Raw genomic sequence first — 17,047 nt, 5'->3', positions numbered from 1 at the left:
ATCGGCTAAGACAGAGGCGATCGCTCAGCGCCCTTCGGCAATCTCGCGGCTTCGGTAGAACTCGTGCAGGCTGCGCCTGCGGTCGGGCGCAAACCGGCCGCCCGTGGGAGACATCCCGCGGATCCGGTCGAGCCGGAACATGCGGAAATCGTCGCGCAATTCGCACCAGGCGACGAGGGTCCAGACCTTCCCCCAGAACCACAGGCCCAGCGGCTGTACCCGGCGCAGGGTGCCCTGCCCCTCGCCGTCTACATAGTCGAACTCCAGCACTTCGCGCGCCTCCACCGCCTGCTCCAGCCGGTCGATCAGCGCGCGCACCGCGGGGGTCATTTCCGGCGCCATGGCATGAACCTGCACCGCCGCGGCGCGGGCGCGTTCGCCCTCGGGCAACACCGCCTCGACCTTGATCAGCGCCTCTTCCGCGGCGCGGGCCATTCCCGCGCCGCCCCAGGCGCGCACCAGGCGGGCGCCGGCGACCAACGCCACGACCTCGTCGCGCGAGAACATCAACGGTGGCAGGTCGAAACCGCCTTGCAGCACGTAGCCCACACCCGCCTCGCCCTCGATGGGCACGCCCGTACCCTGCAGATCCGCGATGTCGCGATAGATCGTGCGTTCGGAAACCTCCAGCCGCTCGGCCAGCTGGCGGGCCGTCACGAGCCGACCGCCGCGCAGATGCTGAACGATCTGGAACAGGCGGTCGGCCCGGCGCATCAGCCGCGCGCCTCGAAGACACCGATGGAATTGCCGTCGAGGTCCTTGCAATAGGCGAAGCGTCCGGCGGGGATCTCGATGGGGGGCGAGATCACCGTACCGCCAGCCGCACGGACCCGCTCCATCGCATCCTCCACGCTGCCAGCCGCGCTCAGGTGGATCGTCGGACCCTCGCCGTCCTTCGCCGGCTTGCCGGGATACAGATGCCCCGCAACGCCCTCGGCCGGGTCCTCCACCTGGAAAATCGCCATCGGGTTGGGGCCGGTGTCGTCACGCTTCAGCGGCAGGCCGGTCACCGCCTCGTAGAACTGCATTGCCTTGTCCATGTCCGTCACCGGGATCTCGATCCAGACGGTGGCATTCTTCGGGGTGTCGGTCATCGGGCTACTCCATGTTGAACCACATCCGATGCCGGACATGTCGCACACCCCTCCTGACAGCCTGCTGTCAGGAGCCTCTCCCCGCCCTGTCCTGGGATGGGACAGGGGACCGTCGGGACAACCGACGGCCGGCAGGACGAGCCGCCCGCCTCCCCCGCCGCCGCGGCGCCGTTTACTTGATCTTGAGGTTCTTGCCGACGCTGATCCCGGTGCCCGGGATCTTCATGTTCACCTTGGCGCCGGACTTGCCGACCTTCACGGAGCCCTTCTTGCCGCCGACGGTCGCATTCGCACCCTTGGCTCCGACACCGACCTTGCCGTTCTTCGTCTTCTTGCTGACGTTCGCGCCCATGGAAATCTCCCCGAAAAGTCTTTTGGATACCGCAATCGGAAAAACGCTACACGCGGTCCGGGATTCCATCAAGTACAGGGCCATACCCGCCCCACCCGCCACCAAACGGGCCCAAACAAATACCGGCGCCTGGGTGGGGAACCCAGACGCCGGACTTAAAGTATACACTTTCGTTTGCGCTCCACTCACTAGCGCATAAACCAATTCGCAACCCTTATGGGGCACGAAACTCTGTACTACAGAAGACGACAACCACAAATTCTGGGCAGCGACCCCTAAAGCCTGTCATATCTGACCCGACACGGCCATTCGCGTCTTTGCCTGGGCAGTTCTGCCTATGCATCCCGGAGAGCCCGCATTCCCACCGGCAGGAACCCGCGCGGGAGTTGCCGTCTTCGGCTGTTTGTGAAATGCCTTCGACGGGCAATCACGGGTATCCCGCCCGCCAACGCGGGCTGCATCGACGCCCGTTCTCCGGCCCGTCTGGCCGATCCGCACATCAAGGCGCTCTTTCCCGCCGGACGCAACCAGAGTGACGACGTCATGCGAAATTCCCTCGGTGCACTGCTCGCCATCGGCCTCGCCGGTCTCCAGTTCCTGGCCGTGCTTGCGGTGGTCTTCTCCTCCTACGTGACCTCGGAAAGCGCGCTGCTCAGCCATGCGCGGGACCTGCTGAGGGATGTCGGCAACAACACCATCGAGCATTCGCGCGGCTTCCTGCGCCCTGCCCGCGGCGCCGCGGAGTTGTCTGCGCGGCTGGCACAGAACGACGTGATCGCAAGCGACAACCCGGTTCTCCTCGAAAAGCTGATCTTCCAACAACTCCAGCTCGCGCCCCAGTTCGCCGGCGTGTTCCACGGCAACGAGGAAGGCGAGTTCGTCTACGTGATGCGCACCGATGACGGCCCGGCCCCGTTCCGCTCCAAGATCATCCGGGTCGACGGCGGCGTCCGCACCACGGAACTGATCTGGCGCAACGACGACTACTCGGTGGTCGAGCGCAGGATGGACCCCGAGGACACCTACGATCCCCGCACCCGGCCCTGGTACCAACGCGCCAGGCAAGAGCTGACGACGATCTGGACCGATCCCTACATCTTCTTTTCGTCGCAACAGCCTGGCATCACCCTCGCCTCGCCGGTGCTATCCGGCCCCGGCTCGGTGCGTGGGATCGTCGGCGTCGATATCGAGATCAGCGATATCTCCGACTTCCTCGGCCGGCTGCGGATCGGCTCCACCGGCAAGGCTCTGATCATCCACCAGAACGGCGATGTGATCGCCCACCCGGAGAAGGACCTGCTGAAGACCGAGGCCGCCGACGGTACCCTGCGTTTCACCAACATCCGCTCCTTCGGCGACCCGATTGCCCAGGCGGCCTTTTCCGACCTGGTACGCGACGGCAGCGAGCCGGCGGACAGCGCGCAGCTCGGACAGTTCGAGTACCGGGGAGAAACGTACGTCTCGGTGGTGATGCCCGAGGTAAGCGAGACGCTTCCCTGGACCTTCGCCGCCTATGCCCCGGAGAGCGACTTCACCGCCGTCATCAAGCACAACCGGCTGATCAACATCTGGATTGCTGCGATGGTCGCCATGATCACCGGCATCTGCGGCCTGATGCTGGCGAATTACATCCACAAGCCGGTCCGTGCCTTTGCCGTCCGCTCCGCGCTGATCTCGCAGGGCGAGCTCGACCCCTCCGAGCCGCTGCCCAAGACCTACCAGGAGCTTGAGCGGGCCAACACGACGCTGATGCAGCAGATCGCGGCCCGCAAGGAGACCGAGTCCGAATACGGCCAGACCTTTGCGCTCTCCTCCCGCGGCATGGTCCAGATCGAGCCCGAGACCGGACGCTTCCTCCGGGTGAACGCGAAATTCTGCGAGATGACAGGCTATTCCGAGGAAGAGCTCAAGCAGATGGCGTTGGCCGACCTGGTTCATCCCGACGACAAGCCCTTCCTCTCCTGGGACGGGGTGTCGGGCGAGGAGCCGATCGAGATCAACCACGAGATGCGCTGCCGCTGCAAGGACGGAGGCACGATCTGGATCGCGGTGAACGGGATCTTCGTGCACAACCAGGAAGGCCGCGTGCTCCATGCCGTGTTCACGATGGACGACATCACGCTGAACAAGCGCAAGGAGGAGCAGATCGCCCAGCTCAGCCGCGATCTCTCGAACCTGTCGCGCGACAACACCATGGGCCAGATGGCGGCCGGCCTCGCCCACGAGCTCAACCAGCCACTGACCGCCATCGCGCAAAATGCCGACACCGCGCTCCTTACCGTCAAGCAGGCGCCGGAGCAGCACGATGACGAGCTGCGCGAGATCCTTGAGGAGATCGAGGCGCAGTCCTTGCGGGCCGGGGACATCATCCGTGCACTGCGTGCCTTCATCCGCAAGGACGAGGGCATCCGGAGCGCCTTCGACTTCGCCGAACTGGTGGACCAGACCAAGCGGCTCATCATCGCCGAGGCGCATGTCGTGGGCGCCCGGATCGAAACCGAGATCGAGACCCTGCGGCCGGTGATGGCCAACCGGGTGCAGGTGGCCCAGGTGCTCGTGAACCTGCTGCGCAATGCGCTCGAGGCGCTGTCCGAGACAGGCGACGGGCCGAAGGTCGTGACCGTCTCCGCCCGGCAGCATGGCGCGGAGGTATTGGTCTGCGTCACCGACACCGGCCCCGGGGTCGATCCCTCGATCAAGCTGTTCTCCGAGTTCGAGACGACGAAGACGTCGGGCATGGGCCTCGGCCTCTCGATCTGCCGGTCGATGGTCGAGGCCAATGGCGGGCAGCTCTGGCACGAGGAGGCCACGGGGCCCGGTGCGCGGTTCTGTTTCACGCTGAATGCCGTTGCGGACGCCTGACCGCCGCTTGCAGTTCCCGGCAACTTTTGTTTTTGTCAACGGAGGCAACGCGATGAGACCGGTCGGCGCGGCCAGGACGTGACGTCGACCGCTCGTTCGGAGCCCAAGGCGGCCCCCGGGGCCCGTCCGACGCGCAAGAGGGTCCGATGAATGGATGAACGCCATGCCTGACGTCGCAAATGTCGTGTTCATCGTCGATGACGATCAGGACATCCGCACGTCGTTGAGCCGCGCCCTGCGAAAGCGCGGCTTCGAGGTGGAGACATTCGGGTCCGCACGCGAGTTCCTTTACGCATACGACAACGCGCAGGTCGGCTGCCTGGTGCTGGACTACGGAATGCCCGAGATGTCGGGGCTCGAGCTCCAACAGCGCCTGAACGAGGCCGGCGCGCCGCTGGAGCTTGTCTTCATCACCGGCCATGGCGGGGTTCCGGAATCCGTGCAGGCGATCAAGTCCGGCGCGGTGAACTTCCTGGAGAAGCCCTTCCGGCAATCCGACCTCGTGAAGAACATCCAGACCGCGCTGTCGCTTGCCGGCGAGAAGTACGAACGCCTGCAGACCCATCGCCAGATCCGCGAACGGTTCGAGCGGCTCACCGCCCGCGAGGAGGAGATCGTGGCGCACATGATCGCGCGGCCGGCGGAGGTTTCCAGCAAGGAGATCGCCAATCACCTCGGGATCTCTCCGCGCACGGTGGATCACCACCGGGCCCGCATCCTCGAAAAGCTCGAGGTCAATTCCGTCGTCGAACTGATCGACCTTGCATCGAGGCTGAAGGACGCCGTCTAGAGCGGCCCGGTCGGACCGATCCGGCGCCCTTCCCCCGCCCTGTCAGAAACGGTAGTTCCAGAGCAGCATCGGCCCGCTCTGGTAGTATTCCGTTACCAGGTCGTCATCCGGCAGGTCCCATTCCATGTGCCGGTATCCGAACACGATATCGCTGCTGCCGAAGGTGTAGCCGATCCCGAGCGCGGCCTGCCAGGTCAGGTCCGACTGGCCCGCGCCGACGTCGAACTGATAGGCGGCGAACCAGTTGTCGTTGAAGGCCGCGCGGCCGTTCACGCCGATCACCGCATCCCAGTAGTCGTCGTCGCTGTCCACATCGAAGGACTGGCCGGGGCCGCCGGCGGTCACATCGAGGGTCAGTTCGGACTTGAGCTGCAGGTAGCGCGCGCCGAACGTCCCGTACATCGAGTAGGAAGGCGTTTCCACGAGCTGGTAGCCGGCCCCGAAACTCACGACCACCGTCTCGATATCGGCGTCAGCGACCGCATCGATCTTGATGTTGTCGGCCGGATCGCCCGGCGCGACGGTAAAGCTCGCGTCGCCCCCCTGCCGCACACTGGCATAGCTCGCCTCGCCATAGGTCATCCAGGGGCCGTTGTAGCCGCGAAGGCCGAACATGAACGCCATGTTCAGGTTATCAATGATTTCGTCGAACCCGAGCTCGAACTCCTTGCCGGCAGCTTCCCCGCCAACTTCGGTGCCCCAGATGTAGAGCTGAAGCTCGTAGTTCCAGGCATTCCTCGGTATCGGATCGAGGAAATCCTGCGCCACTGCGGATTGCGCGACGCACGCCCCCGCCGCCATGGCCGCCGCACCAATAAATTTCTTCATAGACCCGTCCTCCCGTACGCCTGCTGTCACGCCGACAGCGCAAGGCCGCATGCCCCGCGCCGCGGAGTTCCAAGAGTAGTGGCGGCAATATAGCCGAAAATCCCCGCTTTGGATTGATCAAGAACAAACGGGCCACCACGTAACGGGAGACGCTGCTTCCCGGCCACAGCCCTCCCCCGCGACCGGGTGGCAATGCAGTTGCAGCAAACATTCCGCCGCCATAGGGTGCGCGCGACCAATTCCGGAGCCCGACGCATATGCCGAAAGACGCCCCGCAAACCATCTTTCTTGCCGATTACACGCCCTTCACCCACCGGGTGGAGCGGGTCCATCTCACCTTCCGGCTGGCGCCGGGTGCGACGCGGGTGATCTCGCGGATCGACTTCGCGCCCAACCCCGACAGCGCCGGCGGCCCCTTCTTCCTGCATGGCGAGAAGCTCGCGCTGATCGAGGCGAAGATCGACGGCGCGCCGGTCACGCCCGAGATCACCGAGACCGGCCTGACCTGCGCGGTGCCCGACGGCCCCTTCACCTGGGAGGCCGAGGTCGAGATCAGCCCGGAGAGCAACACCGCGCTCGAGGGGCTCTACATGTCGAACGGCATGTATTGCACGCAATGCGAGGCCGAGGGCTTCCGCAAGATCACCTATTACCCCGACCGGCCCGACGTGATGGCGCCCTTCACCGTGCGCATCGAGAGCGACCTGCCGGTGCTTCTGTCCAACGGCAACCCGACGGGCCGCGGTGAGGGCTGGGCGGAATGGACCGATCCCTGGCCCAAGCCCGCCTATCTCTTCGCGCTGGTCGCGGGAGAGCTGGTCAACCATCCCGACCGCTTCACCACCCGCTCCGGCCGCGAGGTGGAGCTCAACATCTGGGTGCGCGAGGGCGACCTGCACAAATGCGCCTTCGGCATGGATGCGCTGAAGCGCTCGATGACATGGGACGAGCAGGTTTATGGCCGCGAATACGACCTCGACGTCTTCAACATCGTCGCCGTCGACGATTTCAACATGGGCGCGATGGAGAACAAGGGGCTGAACATCTTCAACTCCTCCGCCGTGCTCGCCTCGCCCGAAACCGCGACGGACGCCAATTTCGAGCGTATCGAGTCGATCATCGCGCACGAGTATTTCCACAACTGGACCGGCAACCGCATCACCTGCCGCGACTGGTTTCAACTCTGCCTCAAGGAAGGGCTGACGGTCTTCCGCGACCAGCAGTTCTCGGGCGACGAGCGCTCGGCTGCGGTGCAGCGCATCAACGACGTGCTCGCCCTCCGCGCGCGGCAGTTCCGCGAGGACAACGGCCCGCTGGCGCATCCCGTGCGCCCCGAGAGCTTCGTCGAGATCAACAATTTCTACACCGCCACCGTCTACGAAAAGGGCGCCGAGGTAATCGGCATGCTGAAGCGGCTGGTGGGGGACGAGGCCTATTTCAAGGCGCTCGATCTCTACTTCACCCGCCATGACGGGCAGGCCTGCACGATCGAGGATTGGCTGAAGGTGTTCGAGGACACCACAGGGCGGGACCTGTCGCAATTCAAGCGCTGGTATTCCCAGGCCGGCACGCCGCGGCTCGACGTGCACGAGGCATGGTCGCCCGGCATGACCGGCAAGGCCGCCGGCACCTACACGCTGACCCTGCGCCAGAACACGCCGCCGACGCCCGGCCAGCCGGACAAGGCGCCGCTGGTCATCCCGGTCGCCGTGGGGCTGCTCGACAGGGACGGCACCGAGGTCGTCCCGACCCGGGTGCTGGAACTGACCGATGTCACCCAGAGCTTCGCCTTCGACGGGCTCGAGACCCGACCGGTGCCGTCGATCCTGCGCGGTTTCTCCGCGCCGGTGATCCTGACCCGCAAGCAGGACCGGGAGGAGCTGGCCTTCCTGCTGGCCCATGACACAGACCCGTTCAACCGCTGGGAAGCCGGCCGGACGCTCGCCAAGGACGTGCTGGTGCGGATGATCGCCGAGGATGCCGCGCCCTCCCCCGCCTATCTCGACGCGCTCGAGCAGATGGCGCAGGACGGCGGGCTCGACCCGGCCTTCCGTGCGCTGGCGCTCGGCCTGCCGAGCCAGGACGACATGGCCCAGACGCTGTTCGACTCCGGCCACACGCCGGACCCGATCCGGATCCGCCGCGCCATCCGCGCCCTCGGACAGGCCATCGCGGACCATGCCGGCAGCACCTTCTCCGACCTCTACGACGAGATGACGGTGCCCGGCCCCTACCTGCCCGACGCCGAGGGCGCGGGTCAGCGCGCGCTGCGCCAGGCGGCGCTCGGCTTCCTGACGCTGGAGGACGAGGGCGCCCGCGCCCGGGCGCAGTTCGACGCGGCCGACAACATGACCGAGCAACTCGGCGCACTGGTGGCCCTGCTCCACATCGACGCGGCCGAAGAGCAGCTCTCCGCCTTCCGACACCAGTGGCAGCGCGACCGGCTGGTGATGGACAAGTGGTTCGGCCTGCAGGCCAGCATGGCGCCGCCCGAAAAGGCCGCCAAGGTCACGCGACGGCTGACCGAGGATGCCGATTTCGACTGGAAGAACCCCAATCGCTTCCGTGCGGTGCTCGGCGGTCTCGCGGCCAACGCGGCCGGGTTCCACGACCCCAGCGGCGACAGCTATGCGCTGTTCACCGACTGGCTGATCAGGCTCGACCCGCTGAACCCGCAGACCACAGCCCGAATGACCACCGCCTTCGAGACCTGGAAGCGCTATGACGCCGACCGCCAGGGGCTGATCCGGGAGAACCTCGAACGGCTGGCCGCGGTGCCGGATCTGAGCCGCGACACCACCGAAATGGTGGGGCGAATCCTCTCGGCCTGAGCCAGTTCCCACCGGCGCCTCGCCGCCCGCTCCGTCCCGCGCCGCGCGGGGCGGCGCCCCGCTGCCGAACTCGGCAATTTGACAATAAAGTGTCGCGATTGCCCGGGTATGTGTTTACATGGTATGTCATTGATGTGTCACAGCGACGTGATGGATGGTCCCATGAGAGATCGAATCGACCCCCTGATTCAGGAACGCGCTGCCTGGCTTTTCGCAGACAATCCTGTCGCGCGGACGTCCCATCGCGTTCTCAACCGGATGCTCGGCTATGATCGCACGATCGAGCTGGGTTCCGCCCTTCGGGATGCCCCGAACGACGCGATCATGTCCCACATGGCCGACATGATCGCCAAGGACGTGCAGATCTCGGGCCTAGAGCACATCCCGGCCAACGGCCCGGCAATGGTGGTGGCCAACCACCCCACCGGCATCGCCGACGGCATCATCATGTGGCACGCGATCACGCAGCGCCGCAGCGATCCCTTCTTCTACGCGAACTCCGACATCCTGCGCGTGATGCCGCAGATGTCGACGATGATCGCCCCGGTCGAATGGCGGCTGGACAAGCGGACCCACGCCAAGACCCGCGAGACCATGGCCTATACCCGCAAGGCGATCGAGGCCGGTCGCATCGGCGTGATCTTCCCCTCCGGGCGCCTCGCCAAGCGCCGCTGGCTGAAACTGCACGAGCGGGACTGGATGGCCTCGGCGGCGATGATCGCCCGCAAGTGGAATCTGGACGTGATCCCGGTGAACGTCCGCGCCCGCAACTCGGCGCTGTTCTACCTCTTCGACATGATCCACCCCAGCCTGCGGGACATCACCCTGTTCTACGAGACGCTGAACAAGGACCGGCAGCCCTACCGGCTGACCTTCGGGCGGCCGATCCCGGCGAAATCGCTGTCGGCCAACTCCAGCGAGGCGATCGAGGAACTGAAGGCGGCGACCCTGCGGCTTGGCGGACGGCACGCCCCGACGGTGTCGCTGGCCGAGATGACCCGCCGCCCCCGCTGGGTCCGCTCCACCCTCTCCGCCTGAACTGACCGTCCGGGCGGGATCAGAGCGCCTTCGCGGCGATCCAGCCTCCCCAGACCAGCAACACGCTGCCGGACACGAGGTCGAGCCAGCGCATGGCGGCCGCGTCCATGCGGCGGCCGGCGAAAAGCGCCATGTGAACGAGCATCAGCCACCACAGCGCCGAGCCGGCAAAGACGCCGATCACCAGCACATAGGGCGCCAGCGGCGCGCCGGACGCCGCCGAGCCGAGCGCTGCAACCATGCCGATAAAGGCGAGGATCGTCATCGGGTTGGAGAGCGTCAGTGCAAAGGTCGAGGCCCAGGCCGCGACCACCCCGCGATAGGGACGTCCCTGCCCCGCCGCCTGCGGCGCCGGCCGGTGCCGCGCTGCCCAGTAGCCGCGCAACGACATCGCTCCGAGCGCCGCCACCAGCAGCCCGCCGGCCAGCGCCATCGGCCCGGCATGGGCCACCAGCACGCCCGACGCGGCAAAGCCCGCGGCCACCATCATCCCGTAGACGGCATCCGCCGTGGCCGCGCCCAGCCCCGTCGCCAGCCCCGCCGCGCGGCCGTCGATCAGCGTCCGCCGAATGCACAATAGCCCGATCGGCCCTACCGGCGCCGCGATGGCCAGCCCCACGCCGATCCCCTTCAGCAGCACCTCGATCATCGCCGCCCCTCGCCTCGAGGCGCCACCGGCACCGCCATGGTCTCTTTCAGGGCATCGAGCGAGATCATCGTCTCGGTCCGGCGCACGCCCCGGAGAGGCTTGACCACCTCCTGCAGGAAGGCCTGCAACGCCGCCGTATCCGCCAGCCGTACCTTCATCACGTAAGACCGCGCGCCGCTGACGTGGTGAAGCTCCATCACCTCCGGCCGTTCCGACAAGGCCGTGCAGGCCTCCGCCTCGCCTTCGTAATCGACATCGAGGAGAACGAAGGCGCAAAGCGATGCGCCGGTCGCCCCCCGGTCCAGCACGGCCTGCCATCCGGTGATGACGCCCTGCGCCACCAACCGTCGCACGCGCTCGTTAACAGAGGAGACCGAGAGCCCCACGGCCTCGGCCAGTTCGGCGCTCGAAGCGCGCCCGTTGGCCTGAAGCAGGCCGCAAATCTTCCGGTCGATCTCATCCATGGCCAGCAAATTGCAGGATGAAACCGCCACTTATCAAGCAAAATTCCGGAATCAGGAGGATTCTCCGCCAGACAGCCGAAACAACAACGCCGCCGCCGGAAATTTTCCGGCCAGCGGCGCCATTCAGTCCTGAAATCCGGCAACCGGCCGGGGGCCGATCAGCCGTCCTTCTTGAGTCGGTCGAGCATTTGCGCCCGAATCGTCTGCGGCTTCGCCTCGCAGAAGGGCTGGGCACGGGTCCAGGCGATCATGTCGGCGCGCTTGGCCGCGGAGTGGAACGGGCCCCAATCCGCCGCGACGCCACGCATCCCCTGGCTGACCACGCCATCGCGCGGCACCGTGTGGGCCATGATCCGGATTGCGCAGCTCACGTTGTCGGCGCCGTTCTTGAGGGCCGAGCCGCTGTTTGCCTTGCAGCCATATCCGCGGGCCGTCGGCGGGGCGATCTGCACCAGCCCGAACCAGAGCCCGCCACCGCCAACGGCGGACGGGTTCCATGTGCTCTCGTGCTTGGCCAGCGCCGAGATCAGCCCGACCCAGAAGGCCTCGCGGTCTTCCTGGCTCGCGGTCACGTAGCCCGGGCACCAGGTCTCGATGTCGGCCGGCACCATGGAGGGCAGCACCGCGCCATGCGTCCGCAGCGCGGTCAGGGCGGAGGTGGTCCACTTGGTCGCTTCCGGCCGATGATCCCACCGCATGCGGGGCGACTTGGTCGAAAGCGTCGACTTGGTGGAAGCGGTTGCCTCGGTTTCCTCCATCTTGGCGTCGTTTGGCGTCGCACAGGCGGAGAGGGCAAATGGCAATGCGAAAAGCGCAGCCTTCAGAAAGGCGAAACGGGTCGGCATCTTGGAAGCTCTGTCAGCATCGGGTCCGGCCCGACGGCGAATTTGTTGCCGGATAAGATCCGTGTGGCAACCCTCTCGCGCCGGAAGGGCGAAAATCGGCAATCTTTTGCGCGCGGCCCGAGTCAGAGCCACCGCACCCTCCGAACATTGTTCACCTATCGAGGACAATCGCTTGCCTGAAACAGCCCGCGATAGCGCGCTCCGGCCGCCGCGCAGAGCGCCGCGCCCGCATCCTCTCCCCGCCCGGCAAACCGCAACCGGACCGGCAGCACCCGGTCGTCGAACCGCATCTCAAGGCCATATCGCCGCGCATCCTCCGCCGGGAACTCGATCACGCGGGACGGCCGCGGCACGCTGCGCAGGATGGCGTGCAGAGAGCCATCGGGCTCGGGCCGTCCGCCATCACCGGCGCGTAGGCCTGGCAGGATCAGGATGTTCGGCCCTGCCCGGATCGCGCCGTCATGATGCAGCACCAGCGCCTCGCTCCAGAGCGACACCCCGCGCAGCAACAGCAGCCCGGGCCGTTCGACGGGCCTGAACACCCCGGAACGGCAAGCCATTTGCCGCAGGAACGGGGATCGCGGCAGCCCATGTCGCGCCATCAACCAGTCATCAAGCGCCAGCAGTGCAGTCACAGCCATCCTTTTGCGCAGGTCGTGCCCCAGCCGGCAAATGGCAACCGGCCAGCGGCGCGGCGGCCGGGGCACCACCGCGGATTGCGCGGGTGGAAACCCACGACAGATCGCGTCGTAGGCGGCATTGATCTGAGCAAGGCAGTCGGCCGGACCGCCAAGATCGGGGTGAAACCGGCGCACGAGGCGGTGATACACCCGGCGCAATTCCTCCGGCGGCAGCCCGGGCACCAGACCGAACTCGGCGGCAGAGAAGCACTCCTCTCGCCCCGTCATCCTGCGCCTGCCCTTTCCGTCGCCACTGCGTCCCCCTTACCAGACACGTCCCGTTGCCGCCTTCGATCCTCAAGGCAATGGCGGCAAAAGGAGGACGAATGATGGATCCGCGGCATGGAAAACGCGGACAATTTATCTCGACGGCGGGATGACCGCCCTGGCAGCCCTTCACCGGCCGCGCCGCGTCTTGCCCCTCGCCCGGGCCTGCACTAAACCCGGATGCGATCAGCCGAAGGGACATGCCTATGCTCGACCTCACCTACGAAGCCCCGAAACCCAAGGTCATCTCGGGCGCGCGGGAAGACTGGGAACTGGTGATCGGGATGGAGGTCCATGCGCAGGTCTCGTCCAAGGCAAAGCTGTTCTCCGGCGCCTCGACGAAATTCGGCTCGGAGCCGAACTCCAACGTCGCCTTCATCGACGCGGGCATGCCCGGGATGCTGCCGGTGATCAACGAGTTCTGCGTCGCCCAGGCGGTGCGGACCGGCCTCGGGCTGAAAGCAGAAATCAATCTTTTCTCCGCCTTTGACCGGAAGAACTATTTCTACCCGGACCTGCCGCAGGGATACCAGATTTCCCAGCTTTATCATCCGATTGTGGGTGAGGGCGAGGTGCTGGTGGACATGGGACCTGGCGTGGCCCGGCTTGTCCGGATCGAACGTATCCACCTCGAACAGGATGCTGGCAAATCGATCCACGACATGGACCCGAACATGTCCTTCGTCGACCTCAACCGGACCGGCGTGGCGCTGATGGAAATCGTCTCGCGCCCCGACATCCGGGGTCCTGAGGAAGCCGCGGCCTACGTGGTCAAGCTGCGGCAGATCCTGCGCTACCTGGGAACCTGCGACGGCAACATGCAGAACGGCAACCTTCGGGCGGACGTGAACGTCTCGGTGTGCCGGCCGGGGGATTACGAGAAATACCGGGAGACCGGGGACTTCGGGCACCTTGGTACGCGCTGCGAGATCAAGAACATGAACTCCATGCGCTTCATCCAGCAAGCCATTGAATACGAAGCGAAACGCCAGATCTCGATCATCGAGGACGGCGGCAAGGTCGACCAGGAGACGCGGCTTTACGATCCGGACAAGGGCGAGACGCGGTCGATGCGGAGCAAGGAAGAGGCGCATGACTACCGCTACTTCCCCTGCCCGGACCTGCTGCCGCTGGAGATCGAACAGGCCTGGGTGGACGACATCGCGGCCAGCCTTCCGGAGCTTCCGGATGAGAAAAAGGCTCGCTTTGTCAATGACTTCGGCATGACCGAATACGATGCCTCGGTGCTGACCGCGGAGTCCGAGGCCGCGGCCTATTTCGAGGAAGTGGCGCAAGGGCGTGACGGGAAGCTGGCGGCGAACTGGGTGATCAACGAACTGTTCGGACGGCTGAAGAAGGACGACCTTGATATCACGCAAAGCCCTGTTTCTGCTGCACAATTGGGCGGGATCATCGACCTGATCACAAAGGGCGACATCTCGGGCAAGATCGCCAAGGACCTGTTCGAGATCGTCTTCAGCGAAGGCGGAGAACCTGCTGAAATCGTTGAAGAAAGAGGCATGAAGCAGGTCACGGACACGGGTGCGATCGAGAAGGTCGTGGACGAGATCATCGAGGCCAATCCCGATCAGGTCGCAAAAGCCAAGGAAAATCCGAAGCTTGCGGGCTGGTTCGTGGGCCAGGTGATGAAGGCGACGGGCGGCAAGGCCAACCCGAAGGCCGTCAACGAGATCGTCGCCAAGAAGCTCGGCTGAGCCCGTTCCGGTCGTTTCGACCTGGCGTTCCGGTCGTTTCGCGAACGACCGGAACTGTACCATGATACCTCAAATCGGCGCGTTCGGTCGTTTTCAACAGGGAAACGACCGAAACCCGGGATGAAACGCAAACGGCCGGCTCCAAAGAGCCGGCCGTCGCGATTCCGGGCCGCCGGGGTCAGACGATCTCGATGTTGTCGACCAGCGTGTCGAGCTTCGCGACGCCCTTGAAGGTCAGCGAATTGCCGCCCGAGAACTCGAGGGCGACCTCCTTGCCGTAGTCGAAGCCGTAGCGATCGATCACGCGCTGCACCGAGTAGGATCCGGTCCAGAGATCCGAGTCCAGTCGCACGGTGTCCACCCCATCCTGGAAGTCGAGAATCACATCCTTGCCACCGTCGAAGATGAAGGTGTCCGCGCCGCCGTTGCCGGTCATCCGGTCGTTGCCTTCGGCGCCCGCGAGCACATCGTTGCCCTTGCCACCGAACAGCTTGTCGTGCCCCTTCTGGCCGTAGAGCCAGTCGCGGCCGCCGGCACCGGAGATCGAGTCTCCCCCATTGCCGCCCTTGATCACGTTGTTGCCGCCGTTGCCGGTCAGGAAATCGTCGTTGGACGAGCCTGTCAGGTTCTCGATGCCGCGATAGCTGTCGCCGGAGGCCTCCCCTCGGTTCGTCCCGGGCTTCGAGAGGCTGGCCCGCACCGGACCGGAGGCGCCGGTGTAGTCGGCGGTGTCATTGCCACCGTCGCCGTAGAGCTTGTCGCCGCCCTTGCCGCCGCGGAGAATGTCGTTCCCCTTGCCGCCAAAGAGACTGTCGGCCTCGCCGCCACCGATCAGGATATCATTGCCGGCCCCGCCGTCGAGAATGTCCCGCCCGGAGCCGCCGTCGATCCTGTCGTTGCCCTTGAGACCGAAGATCTCGTCTCCGCCACCGAGCGTTTTGACGTTGTCGTCGAAGTTCGTCAGGCGCAGGGATTCGGCCCCGGCGGTAAAGGCGACGGTATCGACGATGCTCACCGTCTGGTTGAGGATGGAGCCGGAGAAATCGGCGCCGAACTTGTGCTTGAAGGCCAGTTCGAAGGTCTCCAGCTTCTCCTGCCGGAAGTCCCCGAGGATCTTGACCTTGACGCCGGCCTCCGTCTGGCCGGGCGCAAAGCGGACCGTGTCCTGCAGCAGCTTGAAGTCGCGACCTTCGAAGGCCGTGCCGTTGACGGCCTTGACCGAAAAGACCTGCGCCGCGTCCAGCGGACGGCTCAGCTTGATCGAGACGGAACTGACCGTCTTGCTGTCGTCGGCCGCGTTCTCGGCGATGCTGACCGGCGCCGCGGCCAGAGCGGCCTTGGAGCCCGTCCCGTCGTCGTCAAGGATATAGCCGGCGGCCGACAGCACGGGCACCCCGCCCGCAAGCTCGAGGCCGGCCGACGGGTTGTAGAGCTCCACGAAGAAGACTTCATCGTCCTCGCTCACGTCGTCGTAATATGACGTCGAAAGCTCAATTTCCGCAGAGGTCTGGCCAGCCCTGAACGTCACCTGCCCAGTAGACGCACGGTAGAGATCGCTGTCCAACGCCGTACCGCTGGTGTTCGTCCGGTAGTAGACGCTGAGGTCTTCTTCCGCGGCCTCGGAGAGGACGAGCGTGAACCGTAGGGGGGTGTACTTGTTCGTGCCTTCGATCGCGTAGGCATCCTGAATGGACACGACAGGGCCGTTGGAGGCGTCGTCGTCCAGGATGCGCGCAACGCCAACCGAGTCCGTCTTTGAAAAGCCTTCGCCTTTCGGCGGAACCACCTGAAGGCTGAAGTCCTCCGAACCTTCGAGTAACTTGTCACCCTTGATCGCAACCCGGACGTAGGCGACCTCCTGACCCGTCTTGAAGTCGAGCGTCCCCGCCGTCTTGACGTAATCGGAGCCGGCAAGGGCCGAGCCGTCCACGGTGGTGTAGTCGAACGTGAGGTCTTTCGAGGCAGGCCGCGAGAGCCAGACCTCGAACACGGCAAAGCGTTCGCCGCTGTTGCCCTCCTCGATGATCGGATCCGTGACGACGAAGGAGAGGTTCGGGTCGCCGTCGTCATCCTGGATGATGCCCGGCGACCTCAGGATAGGTTGATTGTGCTGGAACGTGACGCCGGAGGTCGGGTTGAAGAGTTCCAGCGTGAAGGTCTCGTCGCGCTCGTTCACATCGTCGTAATAGGACGTGTCCAGCGTGATCGTTGCAGACGTCGAGCCCGCGAGAATGGTGAACGACCCGTCGTAATCCCGGTACAGATCCGTGACGACCGCGGAGCCGTCGAAGATCGTCCGGTAGTAGACCGTGACATTGTAATCCACGGCCCTGACGAGCGTCGCCGTGAACACCAGGTCTGTGTATTGGTTGGTGCCTTCGACGGCATAGGCCGGAGAAAGGGTCATCTTGACCATGAATTCATACCCCCAAGTCAAATTGTGCACATGTGACTGCGCGCTAAATTCCATCCGGCACGGCTGAAAATGCTGGCCGGCTCGCGACAGACTAGGCGATTCTTCGCGCATGACCTAATGAATGAGTCATGTTTCGGGTTTTTCACCCGGAGGTTGAATCGCGTCGGCACGGGGGCGCTCAGGGCCGAGCGGCGAGCTTTGGACGCCGCCGGACGA

General features: G+C 65.3%; 15 protein-coding genes. 6 read left to right on the top strand and 9 right to left on the bottom strand.

Annotation, left to right across the window (positions count from 1 at the left end):
* Positions 1 to 24 precede the first annotated feature (24 nt).
* The 3 genes from CHB86_RS09075 to CHB86_RS09065 all read right to left on the bottom strand — a co-directional run bounded on the left by CHB86_RS09075 (position 25) and on the right by CHB86_RS09065 (position 1,446).
* Positions 25 to 714 carry a helix-turn-helix transcriptional regulator gene (locus tag CHB86_RS09075; protein WP_089232718.1) on the bottom strand — a complete coding sequence of 230 codons (690 nt, stop codon included), beginning with the start codon at positions 712 to 714 and terminating at the stop codon, positions 25 to 27.
* On the bottom strand, positions 714 to 1,094 hold the full coding sequence (locus CHB86_RS09070; RefSeq protein WP_089232717.1) for a VOC family protein: 381 nt from the start codon (positions 1,092 to 1,094) through the stop codon (positions 714 to 716). Before CHB86_RS09070 ends, CHB86_RS09075 begins: the two co-directional genes overlap by 1 nt.
* 172 nt (positions 1,095 to 1,266) lie before the next feature.
* A complete protein-coding gene (locus tag CHB86_RS09065; RefSeq protein ID WP_089232716.1) occupies positions 1,267 to 1,446 on the bottom strand; it encodes a hypothetical protein in 180 nt (59 codons plus the stop codon).
* A 543-nt stretch (positions 1,447 to 1,989) separates the two neighbouring features.
* On the opposite strand from CHB86_RS09065, the gene CHB86_RS09060 reads away from it, so the two are divergent.
* The gene (locus CHB86_RS09060; protein WP_089233089.1) at positions 1,990 to 4,308 is read left to right on the top strand and encodes a cache domain-containing protein; all 2,319 of its coding nucleotides are present in this window, start codon (positions 1,990 to 1,992) and stop codon (positions 4,306 to 4,308) included.
* A 163-nt stretch (positions 4,309 to 4,471) separates the two neighbouring features.
* On the top strand, positions 4,472 to 5,098 hold the full coding sequence (locus tag CHB86_RS09055; RefSeq protein WP_089233088.1) for a response regulator transcription factor: 627 nt from the start codon (positions 4,472 to 4,474) through the stop codon (positions 5,096 to 5,098).
* Positions 5,099 to 5,140: 42 nt separating this feature from the next.
* Here the strand turns inward: CHB86_RS09055 and CHB86_RS09050 are convergent, their stop codons facing one another.
* A complete protein-coding gene (locus CHB86_RS09050; RefSeq protein WP_089232715.1) occupies positions 5,141 to 5,926 on the bottom strand; it encodes a hypothetical protein in 786 nt (261 codons plus the stop codon).
* 257 nt (positions 5,927 to 6,183) lie between these two features.
* Between CHB86_RS09050 and pepN the strand changes: the two genes are divergently transcribed.
* Together pepN and CHB86_RS09040 are read left to right on the top strand one after the other, a co-directional pair.
* On the top strand, positions 6,184 to 8,757 hold the full coding sequence (pepN, locus tag CHB86_RS09045) for an aminopeptidase N (protein ID WP_089232714.1): 2,574 nt from the start codon (positions 6,184 to 6,186) through the stop codon (positions 8,755 to 8,757).
* A gap of 162 nt (positions 8,758 to 8,919) precedes the next feature.
* Positions 8,920 to 9,795, top strand: a complete 876-nt coding sequence (locus tag CHB86_RS09040; protein WP_245837858.1) for a 1-acyl-sn-glycerol-3-phosphate acyltransferase — start codon at positions 8,920 to 8,922, stop codon at positions 9,793 to 9,795.
* A gap of 19 nt (positions 9,796 to 9,814) precedes the next feature.
* Here the strand turns inward: CHB86_RS09040 and CHB86_RS09035 are convergent, their stop codons facing one another.
* Positions 9,815 to 10,444, bottom strand: a complete 630-nt coding sequence (locus CHB86_RS09035) for a LysE family transporter (protein ID WP_089232712.1) — start codon at positions 10,442 to 10,444, stop codon at positions 9,815 to 9,817.
* Positions 10,441 to 10,908 (bottom strand): Lrp/AsnC family transcriptional regulator, encoded by a 468-nt coding sequence (locus tag CHB86_RS09030; protein WP_089232711.1) that lies wholly within the window; start codon positions 10,906 to 10,908, stop codon positions 10,441 to 10,443. The genes CHB86_RS09035 and CHB86_RS09030 overlap by 4 nt, the downstream gene beginning before the upstream one ends.
* On the opposite strand from CHB86_RS09030, the gene CHB86_RS25200 reads away from it, so the two are divergent.
* A complete protein-coding gene (locus CHB86_RS25200; protein WP_281251213.1) occupies positions 10,907 to 11,041 on the top strand; it encodes a hypothetical protein in 135 nt (44 codons plus the stop codon). The genes CHB86_RS09030 and CHB86_RS25200 overlap by 2 nt on opposite strands.
* A gap of 25 nt (positions 11,042 to 11,066) precedes the next feature.
* Here CHB86_RS25200 and CHB86_RS09025 read toward each other — a convergent pair whose 3' ends face one another.
* Both CHB86_RS09025 and CHB86_RS09020 read right to left on the bottom strand, forming a co-directional pair.
* Complete coding sequence (locus CHB86_RS09025; protein WP_425445417.1) at positions 11,067 to 11,753, bottom strand: transglycosylase SLT domain-containing protein; 687 nt, start codon at positions 11,751 to 11,753, stop codon at positions 11,067 to 11,069.
* A 155-nt stretch (positions 11,754 to 11,908) separates the two neighbouring features.
* Positions 11,909 to 12,661 carry a J domain-containing protein gene (locus tag CHB86_RS09020; RefSeq protein ID WP_089232710.1) on the bottom strand — a complete coding sequence of 251 codons (753 nt, stop codon included), beginning with the start codon at positions 12,659 to 12,661 and terminating at the stop codon, positions 11,909 to 11,911.
* A gap of 245 nt (positions 12,662 to 12,906) precedes the next feature.
* Here CHB86_RS09020 and gatB point away from each other — a divergent pair, with 245 nt between their 5' ends.
* Positions 12,907 to 14,415 (top strand): Asp-tRNA(Asn)/Glu-tRNA(Gln) amidotransferase subunit GatB, encoded by a 1,509-nt coding sequence (gatB, locus tag CHB86_RS09015; RefSeq protein ID WP_089232709.1) that lies wholly within the window; start codon positions 12,907 to 12,909, stop codon positions 14,413 to 14,415.
* A gap of 178 nt (positions 14,416 to 14,593) precedes the next feature.
* On the opposite strand, the gene CHB86_RS09010 is transcribed toward gatB, so the two are convergent.
* Entirely contained in the window at positions 14,594 to 16,831 is a 2,238-nt protein-coding gene (locus CHB86_RS09010; RefSeq protein ID WP_176442821.1) for a Calx-beta domain-containing protein, read from the bottom strand.
* Positions 16,832 to 17,047 lie beyond the last annotated feature (216 nt).

Source organism: Tropicimonas sediminicola (assembly GCF_900188335.1).
In the GTDB taxonomy this organism is placed as follows: Bacteria; Pseudomonadota; Alphaproteobacteria; order Rhodobacterales; family Rhodobacteraceae; genus Tropicimonas; species Tropicimonas sediminicola.
This window is presented reverse-complemented; position numbering and strand designations above follow the sequence as displayed.

Bases quoted from the DNA above. Each gene is read 5' to 3' on its own strand.
- pepN (WP_089232714.1), top strand. From the start codon at position 6,184: ATGCCGAAAGACGCCCCGCAAACCATCTTTCTTGCCGATTACACGCCC.
- CHB86_RS25200 (WP_281251213.1), top strand. From the start codon at position 10,907: ATGGCCAGCAAATTGCAGGATGAAACCGCCACTTATCAAGCAAAATTC.
- CHB86_RS09060 (WP_089233089.1), top strand. From the start codon at position 1,990: ATGCGAAATTCCCTCGGTGCACTGCTCGCCATCGGCCTCGCCGGTCTC.
- CHB86_RS09070 (WP_089232717.1), bottom strand. From the start codon at position 1,094: ATGACCGACACCCCGAAGAATGCCACCGTCTGGATCGAGATCCCGGTG.
- CHB86_RS09025 (WP_425445417.1), bottom strand. From the start codon at position 11,753: ATGCCGACCCGTTTCGCCTTTCTGAAGGCTGCGCTTTTCGCATTGCCA.
- CHB86_RS09055 (WP_089233088.1), top strand. From the start codon at position 4,472: ATGCCTGACGTCGCAAATGTCGTGTTCATCGTCGATGACGATCAGGAC.
- CHB86_RS09075 (WP_089232718.1), bottom strand. From the start codon at position 714: ATGCGCCGGGCCGACCGCCTGTTCCAGATCGTTCAGCATCTGCGCGGC.
- CHB86_RS09040 (WP_245837858.1), top strand. From the start codon at position 8,920: ATGAGAGATCGAATCGACCCCCTGATTCAGGAACGCGCTGCCTGGCTT.
- CHB86_RS09030 (WP_089232711.1), bottom strand. From the start codon at position 10,908: ATGGATGAGATCGACCGGAAGATTTGCGGCCTGCTTCAGGCCAACGGG.
- CHB86_RS09010 (WP_176442821.1), bottom strand. From the start codon at position 16,831: ATGGTCAAGATGACCCTTTCTCCGGCCTATGCCGTCGAAGGCACCAAC.
- CHB86_RS09035 (WP_089232712.1), bottom strand. From the start codon at position 10,444: ATGATCGAGGTGCTGCTGAAGGGGATCGGCGTGGGGCTGGCCATCGCG.
- CHB86_RS09065 (WP_089232716.1), bottom strand. From the start codon at position 1,446: ATGGGCGCGAACGTCAGCAAGAAGACGAAGAACGGCAAGGTCGGTGTC.
- gatB (WP_089232709.1), top strand. From the start codon at position 12,907: ATGCTCGACCTCACCTACGAAGCCCCGAAACCCAAGGTCATCTCGGGC.
- CHB86_RS09050 (WP_089232715.1), bottom strand. From the start codon at position 5,926: ATGAAGAAATTTATTGGTGCGGCGGCCATGGCGGCGGGGGCGTGCGTC.
- CHB86_RS09020 (WP_089232710.1), bottom strand. From the start codon at position 12,661: ATGACGGGGCGAGAGGAGTGCTTCTCTGCCGCCGAGTTCGGTCTGGTG.